The 17161-nt window shown below is 64.8% G+C and carries 18 protein-coding genes; 8 read left to right on the plus strand and 10 right to left on the minus strand.

The window, feature by feature from the left end; translation table 11 throughout:
- Window positions 1-257 precede the first annotated feature (257 nt).
- The 3 genes from UNPA324_RS32220 to UNPA324_RS32230 are packed head-to-tail and all read left to right on the plus strand — an operon-like array spanning window position 258 to window position 2304.
- Entirely contained in the window at window positions 258-995 is a 738-nt protein-coding gene (locus UNPA324_RS32220) for a CoA transferase subunit A (RefSeq protein WP_141938015.1), read from the plus strand.
- On the plus strand, window positions 995-1645 hold the full coding sequence (locus UNPA324_RS32225) for a 3-oxoacid CoA-transferase subunit B (RefSeq protein ID WP_128917807.1): 651 nt from the start codon (window positions 995-997) through the stop codon (window positions 1643-1645). The genes UNPA324_RS32220 and UNPA324_RS32225 overlap by 1 nt, the downstream gene beginning before the upstream one ends.
- A gap of 23 nt (window positions 1646-1668) precedes the next feature.
- On the plus strand, window positions 1669-2304 hold the full coding sequence (locus UNPA324_RS32230; RefSeq protein ID WP_128917806.1) for a GNAT family N-acetyltransferase: 636 nt from the start codon (window positions 1669-1671) through the stop codon (window positions 2302-2304).
- 180 nt (window positions 2305-2484) lie between these two features.
- Here UNPA324_RS32230 and UNPA324_RS32235 read toward each other — a convergent pair whose 3' ends face one another.
- From UNPA324_RS32235 to UNPA324_RS32250, 4 genes are all read right to left on the minus strand, one after another.
- Window positions 2485-3363, minus strand: coding sequence for a formylglycine-generating enzyme family protein (locus UNPA324_RS32235; protein ID WP_141938016.1), 879 nt, complete (start codon window positions 3361-3363; stop codon window positions 2485-2487).
- Between the two features lie 52 nt (window positions 3364-3415).
- Window positions 3416-4513 (minus strand): copper-containing nitrite reductase, encoded by a 1098-nt coding sequence (nirK, locus tag UNPA324_RS32240; RefSeq protein WP_164936048.1) that lies wholly within the window; start codon window positions 4511-4513, stop codon window positions 3416-3418.
- Between the two features lie 122 nt (window positions 4514-4635).
- Window positions 4636-5511: a copper chaperone PCu(A)C gene (locus tag UNPA324_RS36115; protein WP_141938018.1), complete on the minus strand. Its 876-nt coding sequence runs from the start codon at window positions 5509-5511 to the stop codon at window positions 4636-4638.
- 25 nt (window positions 5512-5536) lie between these two features.
- Window positions 5537-5737 (minus strand): hypothetical protein, encoded by a 201-nt coding sequence (locus UNPA324_RS32250; RefSeq protein ID WP_141938020.1) that lies wholly within the window; start codon window positions 5735-5737, stop codon window positions 5537-5539.
- 207 nt (window positions 5738-5944) lie between these two features.
- On the opposite strand from UNPA324_RS32250, the gene hemN reads away from it, so the two are divergent.
- Entirely contained in the window at window positions 5945-7297 is a 1353-nt protein-coding gene (gene hemN / locus UNPA324_RS32255) for an oxygen-independent coproporphyrinogen III oxidase (protein WP_141938023.1), read from the plus strand.
- Between the two features lie 9 nt (window positions 7298-7306).
- On the opposite strand, the gene UNPA324_RS35455 is transcribed toward hemN, so the two are convergent.
- Window positions 7307-7447 carry a hypothetical protein gene (locus UNPA324_RS35455; RefSeq protein WP_181769594.1) on the minus strand — a complete coding sequence of 47 codons (141 nt, stop codon included), beginning with the start codon at window positions 7445-7447 and terminating at the stop codon, window positions 7307-7309.
- 48 nt (window positions 7448-7495) lie between these two features.
- Here UNPA324_RS35455 and UNPA324_RS32260 point away from each other — a divergent pair, with 48 nt between their 5' ends.
- Complete coding sequence (locus tag UNPA324_RS32260) at window positions 7496-7693, plus strand: DUF1858 domain-containing protein (protein WP_141938026.1); 198 nt, start codon at window positions 7496-7498, stop codon at window positions 7691-7693.
- 110 nt (window positions 7694-7803) lie between these two features.
- On the opposite strand, the gene UNPA324_RS32265 is transcribed toward UNPA324_RS32260, so the two are convergent.
- Entirely contained in the window at window positions 7804-8514 is a 711-nt protein-coding gene (locus UNPA324_RS32265) for a Crp/Fnr family transcriptional regulator (protein ID WP_141938028.1), read from the minus strand.
- Between the two features lie 130 nt (window positions 8515-8644).
- Here UNPA324_RS32265 and UNPA324_RS32270 point away from each other — a divergent pair, with 130 nt between their 5' ends.
- Window positions 8645-9856 carry an NnrS family protein gene (locus tag UNPA324_RS32270; RefSeq protein WP_141938030.1) on the plus strand — a complete coding sequence of 404 codons (1212 nt, stop codon included), beginning with the start codon at window positions 8645-8647 and terminating at the stop codon, window positions 9854-9856.
- 2 nt (window positions 9857-9858) lie between these two features.
- Here the strand turns inward: UNPA324_RS32270 and UNPA324_RS32275 are convergent, their stop codons facing one another.
- On the minus strand, window positions 9859-10896 hold the full coding sequence (locus UNPA324_RS32275) for an AraC family transcriptional regulator (protein ID WP_141938032.1): 1038 nt from the start codon (window positions 10894-10896) through the stop codon (window positions 9859-9861).
- Window positions 10897-11099: 203 nt separating this feature from the next.
- On the opposite strand from UNPA324_RS32275, the gene UNPA324_RS32280 reads away from it, so the two are divergent.
- Entirely contained in the window at window positions 11100-11720 is a 621-nt protein-coding gene (locus UNPA324_RS32280) for a response regulator transcription factor (protein WP_141938035.1), read from the plus strand.
- A gap of 167 nt (window positions 11721-11887) precedes the next feature.
- Window positions 11888-13567, plus strand: a complete 1680-nt coding sequence (locus UNPA324_RS32285; RefSeq protein WP_141938037.1) for a mucoidy inhibitor MuiA family protein — start codon at window positions 11888-11890, stop codon at window positions 13565-13567.
- Window positions 13568-13759: 192 nt separating this feature from the next.
- On the opposite strand, the gene UNPA324_RS32290 is transcribed toward UNPA324_RS32285, so the two are convergent.
- The 3 genes from UNPA324_RS32290 to UNPA324_RS32300 all read right to left on the minus strand — a co-directional run bounded on the left by UNPA324_RS32290 (window position 13760) and on the right by UNPA324_RS32300 (window position 17049).
- Window positions 13760-15115 carry an esterase-like activity of phytase family protein gene (locus tag UNPA324_RS32290; protein ID WP_141938039.1) on the minus strand — a complete coding sequence of 452 codons (1356 nt, stop codon included), beginning with the start codon at window positions 15113-15115 and terminating at the stop codon, window positions 13760-13762.
- A gap of 85 nt (window positions 15116-15200) precedes the next feature.
- Window positions 15201-16100: a carbohydrate ABC transporter permease gene (locus UNPA324_RS32295; protein ID WP_128917851.1), complete on the minus strand. Its 900-nt coding sequence runs from the start codon at window positions 16098-16100 to the stop codon at window positions 15201-15203.
- Window positions 16093-17049 carry a carbohydrate ABC transporter permease gene (locus tag UNPA324_RS32300; RefSeq protein WP_128917850.1) on the minus strand — a complete coding sequence of 319 codons (957 nt, stop codon included), beginning with the start codon at window positions 17047-17049 and terminating at the stop codon, window positions 16093-16095. Before UNPA324_RS32300 ends, UNPA324_RS32295 begins: the two co-directional genes overlap by 8 nt.
- Window positions 17050-17161 lie beyond the last annotated feature (112 nt).

Here is a 17161-nt window from a genome sequence, read left to right on the forward strand (position 1 = left end):
CTGATCGGGTTGGTCGTTGGAGCCAGAAGGGCGGGTCGGGAAACCTGCGTGCCCACCCCCAACCCCCGCAACTTGATGGGTTTTCTTGTCGCTTTCAAGGCCGCGGACGGTTCTGCCCACGGCGCGGGCAGCTTCTACCACCCGGGCGCGGCGCGGAGAACCCCGTATCATTGACGGCTTTAGACGATTTCGCCTAATAATCGCCGCCAATAGGGCGCGACGCCTCCAAGCCGAAGGTTCAGTCGAAGGTAATTTGCATGAACAAGGTCTATCCCGACGCCAAGTCGGCTCTGTCAGGCATTTTGAAAGACAACATGATGATCATGTCGGGAGGTTTCGGCCTCTGCGGCATCGCCGAGGCGCTGTCGGATGCGATCCGCGAGTTCGGCGTCAAGGGCCTGACGGTGGTCTCCAATAATGCCGGCGTCGACGGCATCGGGCTCAGCCGCCTGTTGGAAACGCGGCAGATCAAGAAGATGATCTCGTCCTATGTCGGCGAGAACAAGCTGTTCGCCCAGCAATTCCTCGCCGGCGAGCTGGAACTCGAATTCAATCCGCAAGGCACGCTCGCCGAACGTATCCGCGCCGGCGGCGCCGGCATTCCGGCCTTCTACACCAAGACCGGCGTCGGTACGCTGATCGCCGAAGGCAAGGAAGTGAAGGAGTTCGACGGCGAGAAGTACCTGATGGAGCGCGGCCTGTTCGCCGACCTCGCCATCGTGCATGCCTGGAAGGGCGACACCGCCGGCAACCTCATCTACCGCAAGACCGCGCGCAACTTTAACCCGATGATGGCGACCGCCGCCAAGATCACGGTGGCCGAGGTCGAGCATCTGGTTCCGGCCGGTGAACTCAATCCCGACCACATCCACACGCCCGGCATCTTCGTGAAGCGCATCGTCGAGGTCGGCACGGCCAAGAAGCGCATCGAATTCCGCAACACCCGCCCGCGTCCGACGAATGCGCCGGCGGCCGGCACTGGAGTTGAAATCTGATGGCCTGGACCCGTGAACAGATGGCCGCGCGCGCCGCGAAGGAATTGCGCGACGGCTATTACGTCAATCTCGGCATCGGCATCCCGACGCTGGTCTCGAACTACATTCCGGATGGCGTCGACGTCAGCCTCCAGAGCGAGAACGGCATGCTCGGCATGGGACCGTTCCCCTATGAGGACGAGGTGGATGCCGATCTCATCAATGCCGGCAAGCAGACGGTGAGCGAGCTGCCGTCGACCTCCTATTTCTCGAGCGCGGATTCCTTCGGAATGATCCGCGGCGGCCACATGGACCTGTCGATCCTCGGCGCCATGCAGGTGGCCCAGAACGGCGATCTCGCCAACTGGATGATCCCCGGCAAGATGGTCAAGGGCATGGGCGGGGCGATGGACCTCGTCGCCGGCGTCAAGCGCGTCGTCGTGGTGATGGAGCATTCGGCCAAGGACGGCCCGAAGCTCCTGAAGAAGTGTAACCTGCCGCTGACCGGCGAGCGCGTCGTCGACATGGTCGTCACGGATTTGGCCGTCTTCACGATCGACAAGCACGGCAATGGCGGCATGGCGCTGATCGAGCTCGCCGACGGCGTTTCGCTCGACGAGGTCAAGGCCAAGACCGAAGCCGAATTCCGCGTGGCGTTGAAGAACACGTAAGGTCGTCGTAACTGGGGGCGCGCATGACGATACGGTCGGCGCGTCCCGACGACGCCGCATTCATCGTCCAGACCATCCTGTCATCGCAGCGCGGCTATTGCTCGCGCGGCTGGTTCGATGTCGCGCTCGGCTGGCCCGATGCGCAGTGCCGCGACTTCATCGCGCGCATCGCCGTCGCGCATGCCGTGTCGATGTGGCACGTCTCGCAATTTCTGGTCGCCGAGGTCGACGGCAAGCCGGCCGCCGCGCTGTGCGCGCTGCCCGCCGCCGGTACGGGACCTGCGGCCTGGCGCGCGATCGAGGAAGTTGCGGCTGCGACCGGCCTCGCTGCGACGGAGCTGGAAGCCATTCGTTATCGCGGCGCCTACACGCGGGCCTGCTGGGTTCAGGGCGGCGAGGGCGACTGGATGATCGAGTATGTCGCGACCGATCCGCCCTATCGCGGTCTTGGCCTGGTGCAGGCATTGATTGCCCATGCGCTGGATAAGGGGCAAGCGGCGGGGTTTGCCCGGGCGACGATCTCGTTCCTGATCGGCAACGAGCCCGCCGAGCGCGCCTACGCGAGGGCGGGTTTTGTCTTTGCGGAAGAGAAGCGTGACCCCGCTTTCGAGACGATCATCGGAGCTCCCGGCTTTCGTATGTTTGCGCGGGCGATTTGATCCGCCGCGCGCTCGGTGACTGTTGGGAGCAGGATGCTTGCCTCAATCTCGTCATTGCGAGGAGCTCTTGCGACGAAGCAATCCAGGCTGTCTCCGCGGAAAGATTCTGGATGCTTCGCTACGCTCGCAATGACGGAGCATGAGGCTCCGTTATCGTTCTTCCAAATATTTCGGGGCTAGTTACGACCTCGCCGCCCACACCTTGCTCCAGCGCGCGGACGCGCTCGCGACCCAGGACGTCTCCTCGCGCACCAGGCGGAAGCCGAGATTGGCGGGCGGCACGCCCTGGGCGCAGCCGCCGGCGCGGGCGTCGCGGATGAAATCGGTGACATACGCGCGGTGCGCGCCCTCGGCGACACGCACGCCGCAGTTCACGGTCGGGCGGCCGGCATTGCCTGAAGCGTCGACGCGCGAGCGCACGAAGCAGGTCGACGTCCACTCCCAGACATTGCCGGCGAGATCTTCGACGCCGTGTTCGTTCGGGCCGAACTTGCCGAACGGATAGGCCGTGGTGTCGGAGAGGTCGCGTTCGGATTCGCGCTCATAGCGGCTGATCCAGCGCTTTGAAGGATCGTTCGCATCGACCGCCACACCATCGTCCTTGAATCTGGAGCCGGCGGCAAAGGCCCATTCCGCGTCGCTCGGCAGGCGGTAATGGTGGCCCGTCTTGCGCGACAGCCAGCCCGCATAGGCCTCCGCGTCGTGCCAGTTCACCTGCACCGCAGGGCGATCGGGGGCGACCGCCACGTCGCGATCGAGCGCGCGGCAGGCGCCGTCCTGCACGCAAAGCTGATAGTCGGATGACGAGACCTGATTTCGCATGATGTGCAGCGGCCGGTCGACGCGCATCGCGCGCAGCGGCGCTTCCGCCTGCTGCCCGCCGCGCGTGAAATCGCCGGCCTCGCGATAGGACAGGCTGCCCGGCGCGACCCTGACGATCGCAGGCTCCGCTGCCGTGCCGCGGACCGCCATGGTTGAGACCAGCGGCGCCATCGCGATCGGCCCTGCGAGCCCAGCGGCGCAGGCGAGTGCCAGTTTGAGCTTGAATGCAATCAGCATGGTCATTCCTCGAAGGAAGAAGGGGCCGGTCATGACCGGCCCCTTGTCGCGTTTAGTTGGTCTTGGCAGCCGGTATTTCGGCAGGTGCCTTCACCTGGGTCATCAGATCGTCGTTCCACTTGCCTTCGACCTTGAAGTGCGCGGTGGCACCGAGGTCTGCGGCCTCGATCAGATTGTGCGTGACGTAGGCGTAGATGCCGGGCTGCTGGAACTTGTACAGCGCAGCTCCCGCCGAGCCGCCGCGGATGAACCAGGTCTCGAGCCCGACCTCAGGTGCATTGCCGAACTTGCCGGTCTCCCAGACATAGTCGCCATGGCCGCCGATCAGATGCGGGCGGCTGTCGCGATTGGCCTGCGAATGCACGATCAGCACGTTCTCGCCGACATTGGCGGTCAGTGCGTTCTTGCCGGTGAGCGCGCCGACCTTGCCGTTAAACACGACGTGGGTGGGCGTCAGCTTCTTCATCACCTCTTCGGTGTCGGTGAAGGCTTCACCCGGCGAGTCGTAGGACTTGAAGTTGCCCTTCTCGTCACGCGGCACGTACATGTCCTGCTCGCCGATATAGTAGATCTTGTCGTACTTCAGCGCGTGGCCCTTGCCGTCGTTCAGTCCGTCGCGCGGCAGCACCATCACGGCACCGTTCATGCCGGAGACGACGTGCCATGGGATCATCGGGCCGCCCGGGGCGCAGTGATAGACGAACACGCCGGTCTTGGTTGCCTTCCAGCGCAGCACGACCTGCTCGCCGGGATTGATCAGCGTCAGAGCGCCGCCACCGAGCGCGCCGGTCGCGGCATGGAAGTCGATGTTGTGCGGCATGGTGTTGGTCGCGGGGTTGACCAGCGTCGTCTCCACGTAGTCGCCCTCATGCACGACCATCAGCGGACCAGGCATCGAGCCGTTGAAGGTCATTGCCTGGAAGGTGGTGCCCTTCTCGTCGATGACGACCTTCTTCTCCTCGATCGTGAGCTTGAACTCGATGATCTTGGGGCCCTGCTTGGTCGCCTGCTCGTGCGCATGCACGAACGGCGGAGCGACCAGCTCGACCTTCTGGCGCGGCAATTTGAGATCATCGGCAGCCAAAGCGGGGGTCGCCAGCATCAGAGCGGTCGCTGCAGCGCTGATCAATGCGGCTCTGCGGGTGAACATCGTAAGCATCCTTCATCTGGAAAGGTTTTGATGACGGATGCAGTGTGCCCCGATCTGGGCAAGAGTGTTTGCGCTGCAACAAGGTTTTGCCGGATTCGGCTCCGCAACAGTACTTAGGTGTCTCAGCGGAGCAGGATTGGTGACACGACGTTAACCGCGTCCGATGGCGTGATGCGGATGTCGAGGCCGAGCGACCAGCGACCGGACAGCGGCGCCGACATTCGGACTCGCCACTGATCGTTGCCGACGCGCTCGGCGTTTGCGGTGATCGGCGCCACGCCATGCTCGGGATTGCCGAGCGTGACCGCAACCGCATCGGCACTCAAGGGCAGCTCGTTCGCGTCTTCGAGCTGGATTGCGATCTCGACCGGGCCGGCACGCCCGGGCGAAACCGTGACGTTGGCCATGGCCCTTTCAGCATGAAGATGTGTAAAGAAGCTCTCGTCCGCTTCGGATGTCGCCGCAGGTGAGACCGTCGCGGTCTGCTCCGCGCGATGCGCAGGCTTCGCCACCGTCGTGCTCTCCGCTTTTGCCGGAGCCTGCGCGCCGATGGCCTGCACGTCCAGCGTCACGTTCACCTCGCCGGCGCGCTCGAACGACAGCGTCACCGGCATCTGGTCGCCGGCAAGGAGCGGCACATCGAGGCCGATGAACATCAGGTGGCCGCCGCCGGGCGCAAGCGTAACGATTTGTCCGGGTGCGATGACGAGTCCCTTGTCGAGCGGGCGCATGGTCATGACACCGCCGGTGACGGTCATCTCGTGGATTTCGGTTCGAAGCGCGTGGGCGGCCGATGCAGCTTGCAGCCGCTCCGTCGCGTGGCCTCTGTTCTCGATCGTCAGATAGCCGCCCGCGACCCTGGCTCCGCCGGGCGTTGCCCGGCTCCAGGCCTTGGTAATGACGAGATCGCCGCTGTTCCTGTCGGCGGCGAAGGTGGGCGACCCGGCAAGGCATGTCAGGACGACCGCGCCGGTGAACGCGCGCTTGGATGAGATCATGATCGGGGCCCTTCAGAAGAGGCGACTAGAATAGGTGCTTGGCAAGCCAGACCGTTGCCCAGATCGCCAGCGACAGCACGGCAAGGACAGCGATGACGGCGGCCAGAGCGCGCGCGGCGCCGGCCGGAGCCGGTGCGACCGGGGCCGGCCGGAAGTCGTCGAACCGCGGGATATGGCCGCGGACGTCGAGCAAGGAGAAAATCAGTTCGAGTGCGAGAAGCCTCATGGGCAAACGCTCCGGATGCCGTGCCAATTGCGATAATCATGGCCTGGAACCGGCCGCAGCGCTTTGCGCGAGCGCAATCTCTGGCGCCCCCTTCAGGGCCGACTTTGCGCGAGCGCAAGGTCGCCCTCCCGGATCCGGGCTAGTGGAGTGCATTCCGTGATTTGCCGTGATGTCTGCACACGGCCGAAATTTACGAATGGGTAAGACATGAGAGCTGATCTCGCGGCAAGCTACGGCGAAGAGCGATTGCCCCGCTACACGAGCTACCCGACCGCACCCCATTTCTCGACGGCGATCGGCCCGGAGACCTACGCCCGGTGGTTGGCGGAGCTGCCGGCGGGCGCCAGCGCGTCCCTCTACCTCCACGTCCCGTTCTGCCGCGAGATGTGCTGGTATTGCGGCTGTCACACCCAGATCGTCCGCCGTGACGAGCTCATCGCCGGCTATCAGCGGACGCTGCGCAGCGAGATCGCGCAGATCGCCGAAACCATCGGCCGCCGCATCAAGGTGGAGCACATCCATTTCGGCGGCGGCACGCCGACGATCATGGCGCCGGAGGCTTTCGCCGAATTGATGGCGACGATGCGCCAGAAGTTCTTCGTGCTGCCCTCGGCCGAGATCGCAGTCGAGATCGATCCCCGCACATTGACCGCCGACATGGTCGAGGCGATGCGGCTCTCCGGCGTCAACCGCGCGAGCCTTGGCGTGCAGAGCTTCGATCCCGTCGTGCAGCGGGCGATCAATCGCGTGCAGAGCTTCGAACAGACGGCTTCCGTGGTCGACATGCTCAGGCGCGCCGGCATCGTGGGAATCAATTTCGACCTGATTTACGGGTTGCCGCACCAGACTGTCGCATCGTGTCTGGATACGGTTCGGCGCAGCCTTACCCTCGCGCCCGACCGCTTCTCCGTGTTCGGCTACGCCCATGTGCCCGAGTTCAAGAAGCACCAGCGCATGATCAACGAGGCCGTGCTGCCTGACGGTCTCGCCCGCCACGACCAGGCCTGCGCGATCGCCAATGCGCTGAAGGAGGCCGGTTACGTGCAGATCGGGCTCGATCATTTCGCGCGGCCCGACGATTCCATGGCGGTGGCCTTCGAGGAGCGGACGCTGCGGCGCAACTTTCAGGGCTACACCACCGACAAGGGTGAGGTCTTGCTCGGCTTCGGCGCGAGCGCGATTGGCCATTTGCCGCAGGGTTACGTCCAGAACGAGGTGCAGATCGGTGCCTATGCGCAGAGCATCGCCGCCGGCCGTCCCGCCACTGTAAGGGGCTATGGGCTCACCGACGACGACCGGCTGCGCGCCGACATCATCGAACGCATCATGTGCGAGTTCGGCGCCGACCTCGGCGACATCTGCGCGCGCCATGGCGCCGAGGCCGGAGCGATGTTGAGCTCGGCGGCGCGTTTGAAGCCGCTGATCTCCGACGGCGTCGTGCGGCTGGAGGGCAATCGCCTCGCAGTCGCAAAAGACTCGCGCTTCCTGGTCCGCAGCGTCGCCGCTGCGTTCGACGCGCATCTCAATCCGGCAAAGCAACTGCACAGCCGGGCGGTGTAACCCTCTCCGTCATTCCGGGGCGCGCCTCTTGGCGCGAGCCTGGAATCCATTCCACGCCTTGGTTTGCTGCTCGATGGATGCCGGCTTCGCGACGTCGTCGCGCCCCGGAATGACGGCGGAAAGAAGCAGCACCAGCTTGCGCTTCCACAAAGAAACTCCGCTCTCCTCCGTTATCGTCGTATCGGAACGGAGTTGTCCATGCCTTTTGGATCCGACGATCTGGTCGATGACATCATGCGCACGGCGCCGCACACGATCCGCGTGTTTCTGGCCTTCAGAATGGCTTGTGTCGGTTGCCCGATCGCAACCTTCCACACGGTGGATGATGCCTGCCGCGAGCATGGCATCGACCGCGAAAAATTCCTCGCCGCGCTGGTTGATTGCGTGCCGGCGTGAAACGGTCTGGAATTCGCGGGCGCACGCGGATTCCCGGGTGAGGGACGGCTTTCGCCGTAAGCGAAAGCGCCCCACCCCCTAGCTTGAACGGAGACGTCCTGACGCGGTGGTCACACTGCTCCGCTGTCGGCGCTCCGCTCCGCCAACACGACGATCCCGTGCGGGTCGCGCAGGATGATGCGCTGGCGGCCGCTCTCGACGAGGCCTTGGCTCTCCCAGCCGCTCAGGATGCGGCTGACGGTGTGCAGCGTGGTGCCGGTCATCTGCGCGATGTCCTGACGGCTGATCGGGAAGTCGATCTCGATGCCGTGGTCGAGCTTCTTGCCGGATTGTTTGGCGAGGCGCAGCAGCGCATGCGCGACGCGCTGCTCGACCTGCTGGGTCGACATTTCCAGGATGCGGGTGTGGCTCTCCTGCAGGCGCGTGCCGACGGCCTGGAGCGTGTTGGCGGCAAGCGAGGGAAATCGCTCGACCAGCCGCGGCCAGGCTGAGGTCGGCCAGATCAGCACCACGCTGTCGTCGACCGCGATCGCGGTCGCCGGGTACCGCGCGGCTCCGATCGCCATGGCGAGCCCGAACGTTTCGCCGGGCGCGACGTAGCGCACCACAATCTGCTCGCCGGTCGGCGTGGTCTTGGCCGCGCGGACGTGGCCATGCAGCAGCAGGAAAAAGGACTGTGCGTCCGCGCCCTGCTCGAAGATGGCGCTGTTCTTGGGATATCGCGCCGAACGGGCCTCACGCAGGATCTCGTCCAGAGCTTCCGGCGTGACCCCGGCAAACAGCGGCAAATGCGCAACCAGCGATGTGTCGACCTTGGCCATTCTGCCTCCTTGGCACTGGGGAGTGTGATGGCACCTGCAATCGTCCGATAGTTTGCGATAGCGCAAAACGGGACGGCCGGGTGGCAGTATTTTTCCAGACAACGGACTGAAATCTATTGGAGTTGACCCCATGGCTGGCGCCCGATCCCGCAACTATGAGGGCTGGCCGCTGTTTGCGAACAGTTTTCGGCCCTTTTTCCTGCTTGCCGCGATCCAGGCGGGGTTGTCGATCCTGGCCTGGCTGCCGATGTTCTATGGCGAATTGTCGGTGAGTTCCGCATTCGCGCCGCGGGACTGGCACATCCACGAGATGCTCTATGGCTTCCTGCCGGCGGTGATCACCGGGTTCCTGTTCACGGCCATTCCGAACTGGACCGGCCGGTTGCCGATCCAGGGCACCTCGCTGGGGGCCCTGGTGATGGTCTGGCTTGCCGGGCGTGCCGCGGTGACGTTGTCCGCCGACACCGGCTGGGCGTTCGCGCTGGCCGTCGATGCCGCCTTCCTGGCGCTGGTCGTCGCCGCCGCGGCGCGCGAGATCATCGCAGGCGGCAACTGGCGCAACCTGCCGGTGGTGGGGCTGGTGTTCGTTCTGCTCGCCGGCAACGTCGCGTTTCATCTCGAGGCGCATTATCACGGCGCGGCCGATGTCAGCATCCGTGTCGGCATCAGTGTGGTGATGCTGCTGATCTCGCTGATCGGCGGCCGCATCATTCCGAGCTTCACCCGCAACTGGCTGGTCAAGTTCAATCCCGGCCGTCTGCCGGTGCCGTTCGGACGCTTTGACGGCGCGGTGATCGGATGCAGCGCGCTCGCGCTCATCGCCTGGGTCGTGGCGCCACTCAATGCCGTCACCGGTGTCCTGATGGCTCTTGTCGGCGGGTTGCATCTGGTGCGGCTTGCGCGCTGGGCCGGCGACCGCACCTTCCGCGAACGGCTGCTCGTGATCCTGCATGTCGGTTACGTCTTCGTGCCGTTCGGCTTCATCCTGCACGCCGTTGCGGTGGTCGGAGCGCTGCCGCCGAGTGCCGGCATCCACGCCTGGATGACCGGTGCGGCGGGAACCATGACGCTCGCGGTCATGACCCGCGCGAGCCTCGGCCATACCGGACAGGCGTTGACGGCTTCGCCGGCGATCCAGGCGATCTATTCCGCGGTCATCATCGCGGCTCTGGCCCGGGTGGCTGCCGTGGTATTTCCCGCGCATAGCGATGTGTTGCTGCACATCGCCGCCTGCGGCTGGCTGGTCGCGTTCCTCGGATTTGCCGTCGCGTTCGGCCCGCTGCTCGCCGGCAGCCGGCGGCGTGCCCTCGCCATCATGGGCGTGCCCGCTCCGGCGCGCTGAACTCAAGCAGCGGTCGCCGAAGGGGCATCGGCCGGCGGTGCCGGCGGCCGTACGCTCTTGCGCCAGTCGGTGATGGTGCAGCCGAAGCGGCCCCGGAACCAGCGCGCCATGGCGCTCTGCGCGGAGAAGCCCAGCTGCACCGCGATATCAGCCAGCGGCCGGCCAGGATCGTCGATCAACTGGATCACGAGATCGGCGCGTTGCGCATCCAGGATGGCCGAGAAGCTGGTGCCTGATGCGGCGAGATGGCGGTGGATGGTGCGGCGGGTGCAGGCAAGATGCTCGGCGACGCGCTCGACGGTGCAGTCGCCGGTAGCGAGCAGGGTCCGCACGACCTCGTCGACCTTTCCTTCCCAACTTGCCGGCCGGGTCTCGATTGCCTCGATCCGCTTGCGCAGATAAGCCGCGATCAGAGGATGCGCGCTCGGGATCCGGCGCTCCATGTCGTGCGCCGACAGCAGGATCGCATCGTCCTCGGCGTTGAAAGTCACGCGGCAGCCGTAAAATTCGCGGTAGCGCTTGCGGTCCTTCGGCGGCGGATAATGCAGATGCACCTCCTGCGGCCGCCAGTCATGGCCGAACAGCGACTGGATGATGCGGTCGATGCTGCCAAGCGCCATGTCGATCGCTTGGCGCGGCGCGGTCGGCCGCCGGCCGCGCAGGTGCAGCGTGATGGTCACGGTCTGCTTGCTGCGCGTGACGTCCAGCCGCATGCCGTCATGATGGATATGGATGAAGCGCGAGAACGCTTCGATCGCTTCGCCCACGGTCGCCTGCTCGCGCACGATCAGGCCGACCGCGCCGAAATTGGTCAGGCCGCCGCGCTCGGCGAGACGCAAGCCGAAATCCTCGGCGCCGGACGCCGCTGCCGACAATTCGAGCAGACGGCGCAGGCCGGCGACGGCAATGGGAGTATCGGGCTTGTCGAGACAGACCAGCGGCAGCCTGGCCTTGCGCATCATCTGTTTGGGATCGAGCCCCACCGACCGGGCGACGTCCGGGTAATAGCTCAAGCCTGCGCTGCGAACGAGGTCGGTCATGCGAACCGTTCCTGCCAGCCATTCCCGCAGATGTCCCGAAATGTAAAGTTTCTGTCTCGATCCGTCAAATCCAGGAACCGGCCGGACCATACATAGGGGAAACCGAAGCACTGGCGCGAATGCCGTGCTGACGACGGCGCGACAGGGCGATGAGGCCCCGGCCGTCACGGATCATTTGACCAAGACATTGCTGGATCGGGATTATGCCGGGAAACATGCTTTCCAAGGGTGAGGTATTCGTCATTGAAACTGACGCCACCTCCCTCGAACAACTTTCGACCGCGCTCCAACAGAGCGCCTATGACGTGATCTGCTTCGCCGACGGTGCCTCGTTGTTGTCGGAGGCAAAGGCGCGGATGCCGGCCTGCGTACTGATGGAGCTGCCGCCCGATCGCTCCGGACTCGACGTGCTCAGGCGGCTGCGCGAGGAAAACTGCATGGCGCCGGTGCTGGTGACCTCGGCGAACGGCAGCATTTCCATGGCAGTCGACGCCATCAAGAGCGGCGCGGCCGACTTCATCGAAAAGCCGTTCCGCACCCACGACATCGTCGGACGGATCGATGCCGCGATCGATGAGTTCGCGCAGCCCGGCTCAAGCCGGCAGCGCTGGCTGCCCGGCTGCGAAGCCCTGACCGAGCGTGAAGGCAACGTGCTTGAGCATCTCGCCGCCGGCCTCACCAACAAGGAGATCGCCCGGCGGATGCATCTGAGCGCGCGGACGGTCGAGGGCTACCGGGCCAGCATCCTGAAAAAGGCCGGCGCCAAGAACGTGACCGATCTGCTCCGGCGCATCTTCGGCCAGGGCTCGCCGACAGAAGCGTAGGACCTGCCGCGGGGTGGCCATACGTTCCGCGGCCTTGGTGCCGCCGTAGCGGCGCCCCGAGGAAACCCCAATCGAACCAGTTCCTTCCCTGCCGCGTCTCATCACGATGGCGAGGCATCTTTCGCGCGTCCGGCTGGTGACGCGTCGATATCGGCAGGGAGGATTTCATGCGCATCACCGCAAAATGTCTGGCAACCACGAGCCTGGTCCTGGTGACCACGGCTCTCGCGGTGCCGTCATGGGCCGCCGAATTGGACGCCAATTCGGCGATCGACACCGTTACCGTCTATCCCGACGGCGCCACCGTCACCCGCATCATCGCGTTCGACCTCGCCTCGGGCGACTCGACGCTGGTCGCCAAGGATTTTCCGCTCTCGCTCGATCCGTCCTCCCTCCGCGTCGAAGGCGAGGCGGGCGCCAAGCTCACCATCGGCACGATCGATGCGCGGCCGCCGAAGGCCGCGCCGCCCGTCAACCTGCCCGAGCTCGACAAGCGCATCGAAGCGCTGAGAGATCAGCGGGCCGACCTCCAAGGTGCGATCGACTCGGCCAACGCCCGGCGCAAATTCGCGCAGCACTTTGCCGAAGCCTCGCCCGCAGGTCTCGGCGACAAGGGCGAGGCGCGGCCGATCACCGAATGGCGCGCGGCCTTTGCCGCGGTCGCCGAGGAGATCGCGACCGCCGACACTGCGATCCGCGACGCCACGCGAAAGCAGCGCGAGATCGACCGCCAGATTGCACAGCTCGAGGCTGAGCGCGCGGCCAAGCCGCCGAGCAAGCTGGAAGTGCGGATCGACGTCGCCTCGGCCGCCGCGACCAAGGCGACGCTGCGGGTGACCTACGCCGTGCGCAATGCGCGCTGGGTGCCGCTCTACGACGCCCGACTCGACACCGGCGCGAAGGACCGCAAGCCGCAGCTCGAGCTCGTGCGTCGTGCCGAGATCACGCAGTCGACCGGCGAGGACTGGTCGAACGTCGCGCTCGGCGTCTCCACGGTGCGCATTGGTCGCGGCGGCAGTGCCCCGGAGCTGAACTCGCTGCTGGCGCAATATCCGCAGCCGCTCAAGCCGCTGGCCCTCGGCGCGGCCTCTGATCTGGCGCGGCCTGCACCCATGACGCGTCAGGCACAATCGCCGGCGATGGCCAAGATCGCGGAGGCGGCCGAGCCGCGCGAACGCGCGGACGAGCAGCAGGCCGTTGCCGAGATCGGCGGCTTCCAGGCCACGTTCAAGATCCCCGGCCGCGTCAGCCTCGGCGCGCAGGAGGGAGCCAAGAGCATGCGTATCGCAGCCATGGCCGTGCCCGCCGATCTCGCGGTGCGCGCGGCGCCGGTGCTGGACCCGACCGCTTTCCTCGAAGCCAGCTTCAAGCAGACCGACGACACGACGCTGCTGCCGGGCAAGGTCGCGATCTACCGCGACGGCGTCTTTGTCGGTCGCGGCAAGATCTCGGCCTCTGCCAAGGACGACATCGTGCGGCTCGGCTTCGGCACCGACGACAAGATCAAGATCGAGCGCGCCGTGCTGAAGCGCAACGAAGGCTCGGCAGGCCTGCTGGTCACGACGTCGAAGATCGACGAGCGTGCGTTCAAGACCACGATCCGCAACGGGCATGATTTCCCGATTCGCGTCGCGATCGAGGATCAGCTGCCGGTTAGCGAGAGCGACGACATCGTCGTCGAGATGCTGCCTTCGACCACGCCGCCGACCGCGAGCAACATCCGCGACAAGCGCGGCGTGCTGGAATGGTCGTTCGACGCCAGGCCCGGCGAGGCCCGCGACATCAACTTCGCCTGGCGCGTCCGCTGGCCGAAGGACAAGAGCATGGTGATCGTCCCGGCGGGGTAGGCGGTGTGGCTCTCTTCACCTCTCCCGTAGGGAGAGATCGGATCGCATCGAAGATGCGATCCGGGTGAGGGGGACTCTCCGCGAGTCCGTCTCTCCCCCGTCATCGCGGACGCAGCCCCTCACCCCAGCCCTCTCAGCGCGAGCGAAGCTCGTCGCGACCCCGTAAGTACTGGGAGAGGGAGAGGAAAGAGCTTACTTCGCCTTCAGGAAATCCGCGACTTCGAGCAGCACGAACTCGTCGTCGTCGGCCTTGTTGGGATCGCGGCTCGAAGAGAACGGCAGATTGTTGTCGTTGCCGACGATGATGTGGCTGTCGTCGACGCGATCGACGTTCTCGATGGTGAAGAACGGGAAGGTGTAGACGCCGTCATTGAGCGGCTTCCGCGCCTTCTTGTCGGGATCCCTGATCTTCATGAGGTCGATATAGCCGATCTTGCGCACGGGCTTGCCGACATTGGCGTCGGTGAGCTCGATCTTGTAGATGCGCTTGAACTTGGCGAGATCAGGGAAGCAGTTCTCGCCGCGTTGGCCTTGCGGGCAGGCCTTGTCGACGGTGCCTTCGCCGTTGTCGCGCTCGATGACGAGACCGGAGGCCTGATCGATCATGTTGAAGTCGCCGATGGCGTTGCCGTTCTGCTCGAATACATATTGCCAATAGCGGCCGGTGAATTTTTCCGCGGCAACGTCGAACTCGAGGATGCGGGAGGCTTCCTTGCCGTCGACCTTCTCCCAGTCCTTCTTCTCGGCGTCCCACAACGGTCCCTCGAGCAGGCCATAGAGGAATTTGCCGTCCTTGGAGGACGCAAAGCCCTCATAGCCTTTGGAGCGGCGGAGATTGACGTTGGTGTAGGTCGCGCCTGGCGCGCTCGGCGTTGCCACCGCCCAGTTGTCCGGCGAACGCACCGGCTTGCCGTCGGCAACCGTCTCGAACATCCCGAGGATTTTTCCGGTCTTGTCGGCCTTCAGGATGTAGGGGCCGAACTCGTCGCCGATCCAGAAGGTATCGCCGATGATCTGGAAACCCTCGGTGTCGAAGTCGGAGCCGGTGAGATAGCGCTTCTGCGTGCCCTCGTGCGCGATGCGGAACGGCACCTTCTTGTCTGGGTCGTGCAGGAAGACGGTCTCCAGCCGCTCGATCTTGCCGCTCGCCCAGTCCATCTTGTAGCGGTTGAGATACAGCATCGAGTCCGGCGAGTTGGCGCGCGCGCCCATGCCGTTGTCGGTGACGACCCAGAACGTGCCGTCGGGCATGGCCTTGATGCCGGAATGGCCCTGCAGCGGCTGGCCCTTGAACGGCAGCGACACGCCGGTCGGACGTTCATAGGATTTGCCCATTACCGTGCCGAGCGCGTCGACGCGCTTGCCCGTGGTGTATTTCCCTGACGTCTTGAGATCGGCTGGGGCATCGGCCGGAGCATCGATGAATGACTCGGCCGGCATCACCACGTGGCCGGCGAGCTTGGCCGGGAATTCACCTTCGCTCTGCGCGAGCGCTGAGCTTGTGGCGAGAATGATCGTTGCGACGGTGGAAAGGAAAGTCGCGCGCATGTGCGTCTCCTGTTGGCGGACGCACGCCTTATGCGGATCGCGTGTTGCAGTATTGTGAAGCCAGGCCAAATGCCGCAGCGGCCGGCTATTCCTTCACCGCCCCGGTCAGCGAAGACACGTAATAATCCACGAACAGCGAGTAGAAGATCGCAACCGGGAGCGATCCGAGCAGCGATCCCGCCATCAGCGCGCCCCATTGGTAGACGTCGCCGGTGACGAGCTCGGTCAGGATCGCGACCGGTACCGTCTTGTTGGCGCCGCTCTGGATGAAGGCGAGCGCGTAGATGAACTCGTTCCAGGACAGCGTGAAGGAGAAGATGCCGGCCGAGATCAGCCCGGGCACTGCGAGTGGCAGCGTGATCCGTCGCAGGATCTGAAGTCTTGTCGCGCCGTCGACCAGCGCACATTCCTCGAGCTCGTAGGGAATCGACTTGAAATAGCCGATCAGCAGCCAGGTGCAGAACGGCACCAGGAAGGTCGGATAGACCAGGATCAGCGCAAGCGGCGAGTCGAACAGGCCGAACTGCACCACGACGGTGGCGAGCGGGATGAACAGGATCGACGGCGGCACCAGATAGGCGAGATAGATGCCGAGGCCGACATAGGGGCTGCCGCGGAAACGCAGGCGCTCGATGGCGTAGGCGGCGAGCGTCGACGCGACTAGGGATAGCGTGGTCGAGCCGATCGCGACCAGCATCGTCGTCTTCAGCCAGCGCGGATAGGAGGTATCGAACAGCAGATGCTTGATGTGGACGAGCGTCGGCGAGGAGATCCAGAACGGGTTGTGCTCCCGGTAGTTCATCAGCTCCGCGTTCGGCTTGAACGACGTGATCGCCATCCAGTAGAACGGAAACAGCAGGATCAGCACGAAGCAGCCGAGCGGCAGATAGATCATCATCAGCCGCCGCAGCCTGGAATCCCAGGCCATCGTGTCGGGCGCGGCTTTGGCGTCGGCGACGCCCGGTTGCGCGACGGTGTCAGTCATTGGCCTCTCCCTGCTGCCATTTGCGGCGCGCCAGGCCGAAATAAGAAAACAGCGTCGCGAACACCAGGAACGGGATCATCGACACCGCGATCGCCGCGCCCTCGCCGAGCTCGCCGCCGGCGATGCCGCGCTGGAAGGCCAGCGTTGCCAACAGGTGGGTCGAATTGCCGGGACCGCCGCGGGTGATGGCGTAGACCAGCTGGAAGTCGGTGAAGGTGAAGATGATCGAGAAGGTCATGACGATCGCAAGGATCGGCATCATCATCGGGAAGGTGATGTAGCGGAAGCGCTGCCAGGCGCTGGCGCCGTCGAGCATCGCGGCTTCGTAAAGCGAGGGCGAGATGGTCTGCAAGCCCGCGAGCAGCGAGATCGCGACGAAGGGGATGCCGCGCCAGATGTTGGCGGCGATCAGCGAGAAGCGCGCCGGCCAGGGCGAGCCGAGGAAGTCGATATTGCTCGACCGCCAGTGCAGCACGTCGACAAGCAGGTAGGAGATGATCGAGAACTGCGGGTCGTAGATCCACCAGAACGCGAGCGCGGAGAGCACGGTCGGAACGATCCAGGGCAAGAGGATGATCGCACGCAAGAGGCTTTTGAACGGGAAATGGTTGTTGAGCAGCAGCGCGAGCCAGAAGCCGAGTGCGAACTTCCCGAACGTCGCGATTGCCGTATAGACCACGCTGTAGAACACCGCGTTCCACCACAGGGGATCGGTGAGCAGATACTGGAAGTTTTCGAGCCCGACATAGATGCCACGCCGGCCGATCGTTGTGTCGGTGAAGGCGAGCCAGATGCCGAGACCGAGCGGATAGGTCAGGAACACCGCGAGCAGCCCGAGCGCGGGTGCGAGGCACATCACGACCAGGAACGGCTTGTAGTCGAACAAGCGCATCAGCCAGTTCGGTTGCCGCTGCGCGAGTGCGGGAGAGGAGAGAGTGGTCACGGACATCGGTTCGGCGTCCTGTTCTAGACTGTCACCACGCCCGCCATTGCGAGCGAAGCGAAGCAATCCAGTCTGTCTCCGAGGTGATAGCCTGGATTGCTTCGTCGCAAGTGCTCCT

The sequence above is a fragment of the Bradyrhizobium sp. UNPA324 genome (genome assembly GCF_006658635.1).
GTDB lineage: Bacteria > Pseudomonadota > Alphaproteobacteria > Rhizobiales > Xanthobacteraceae > Bradyrhizobium > Bradyrhizobium nanningense.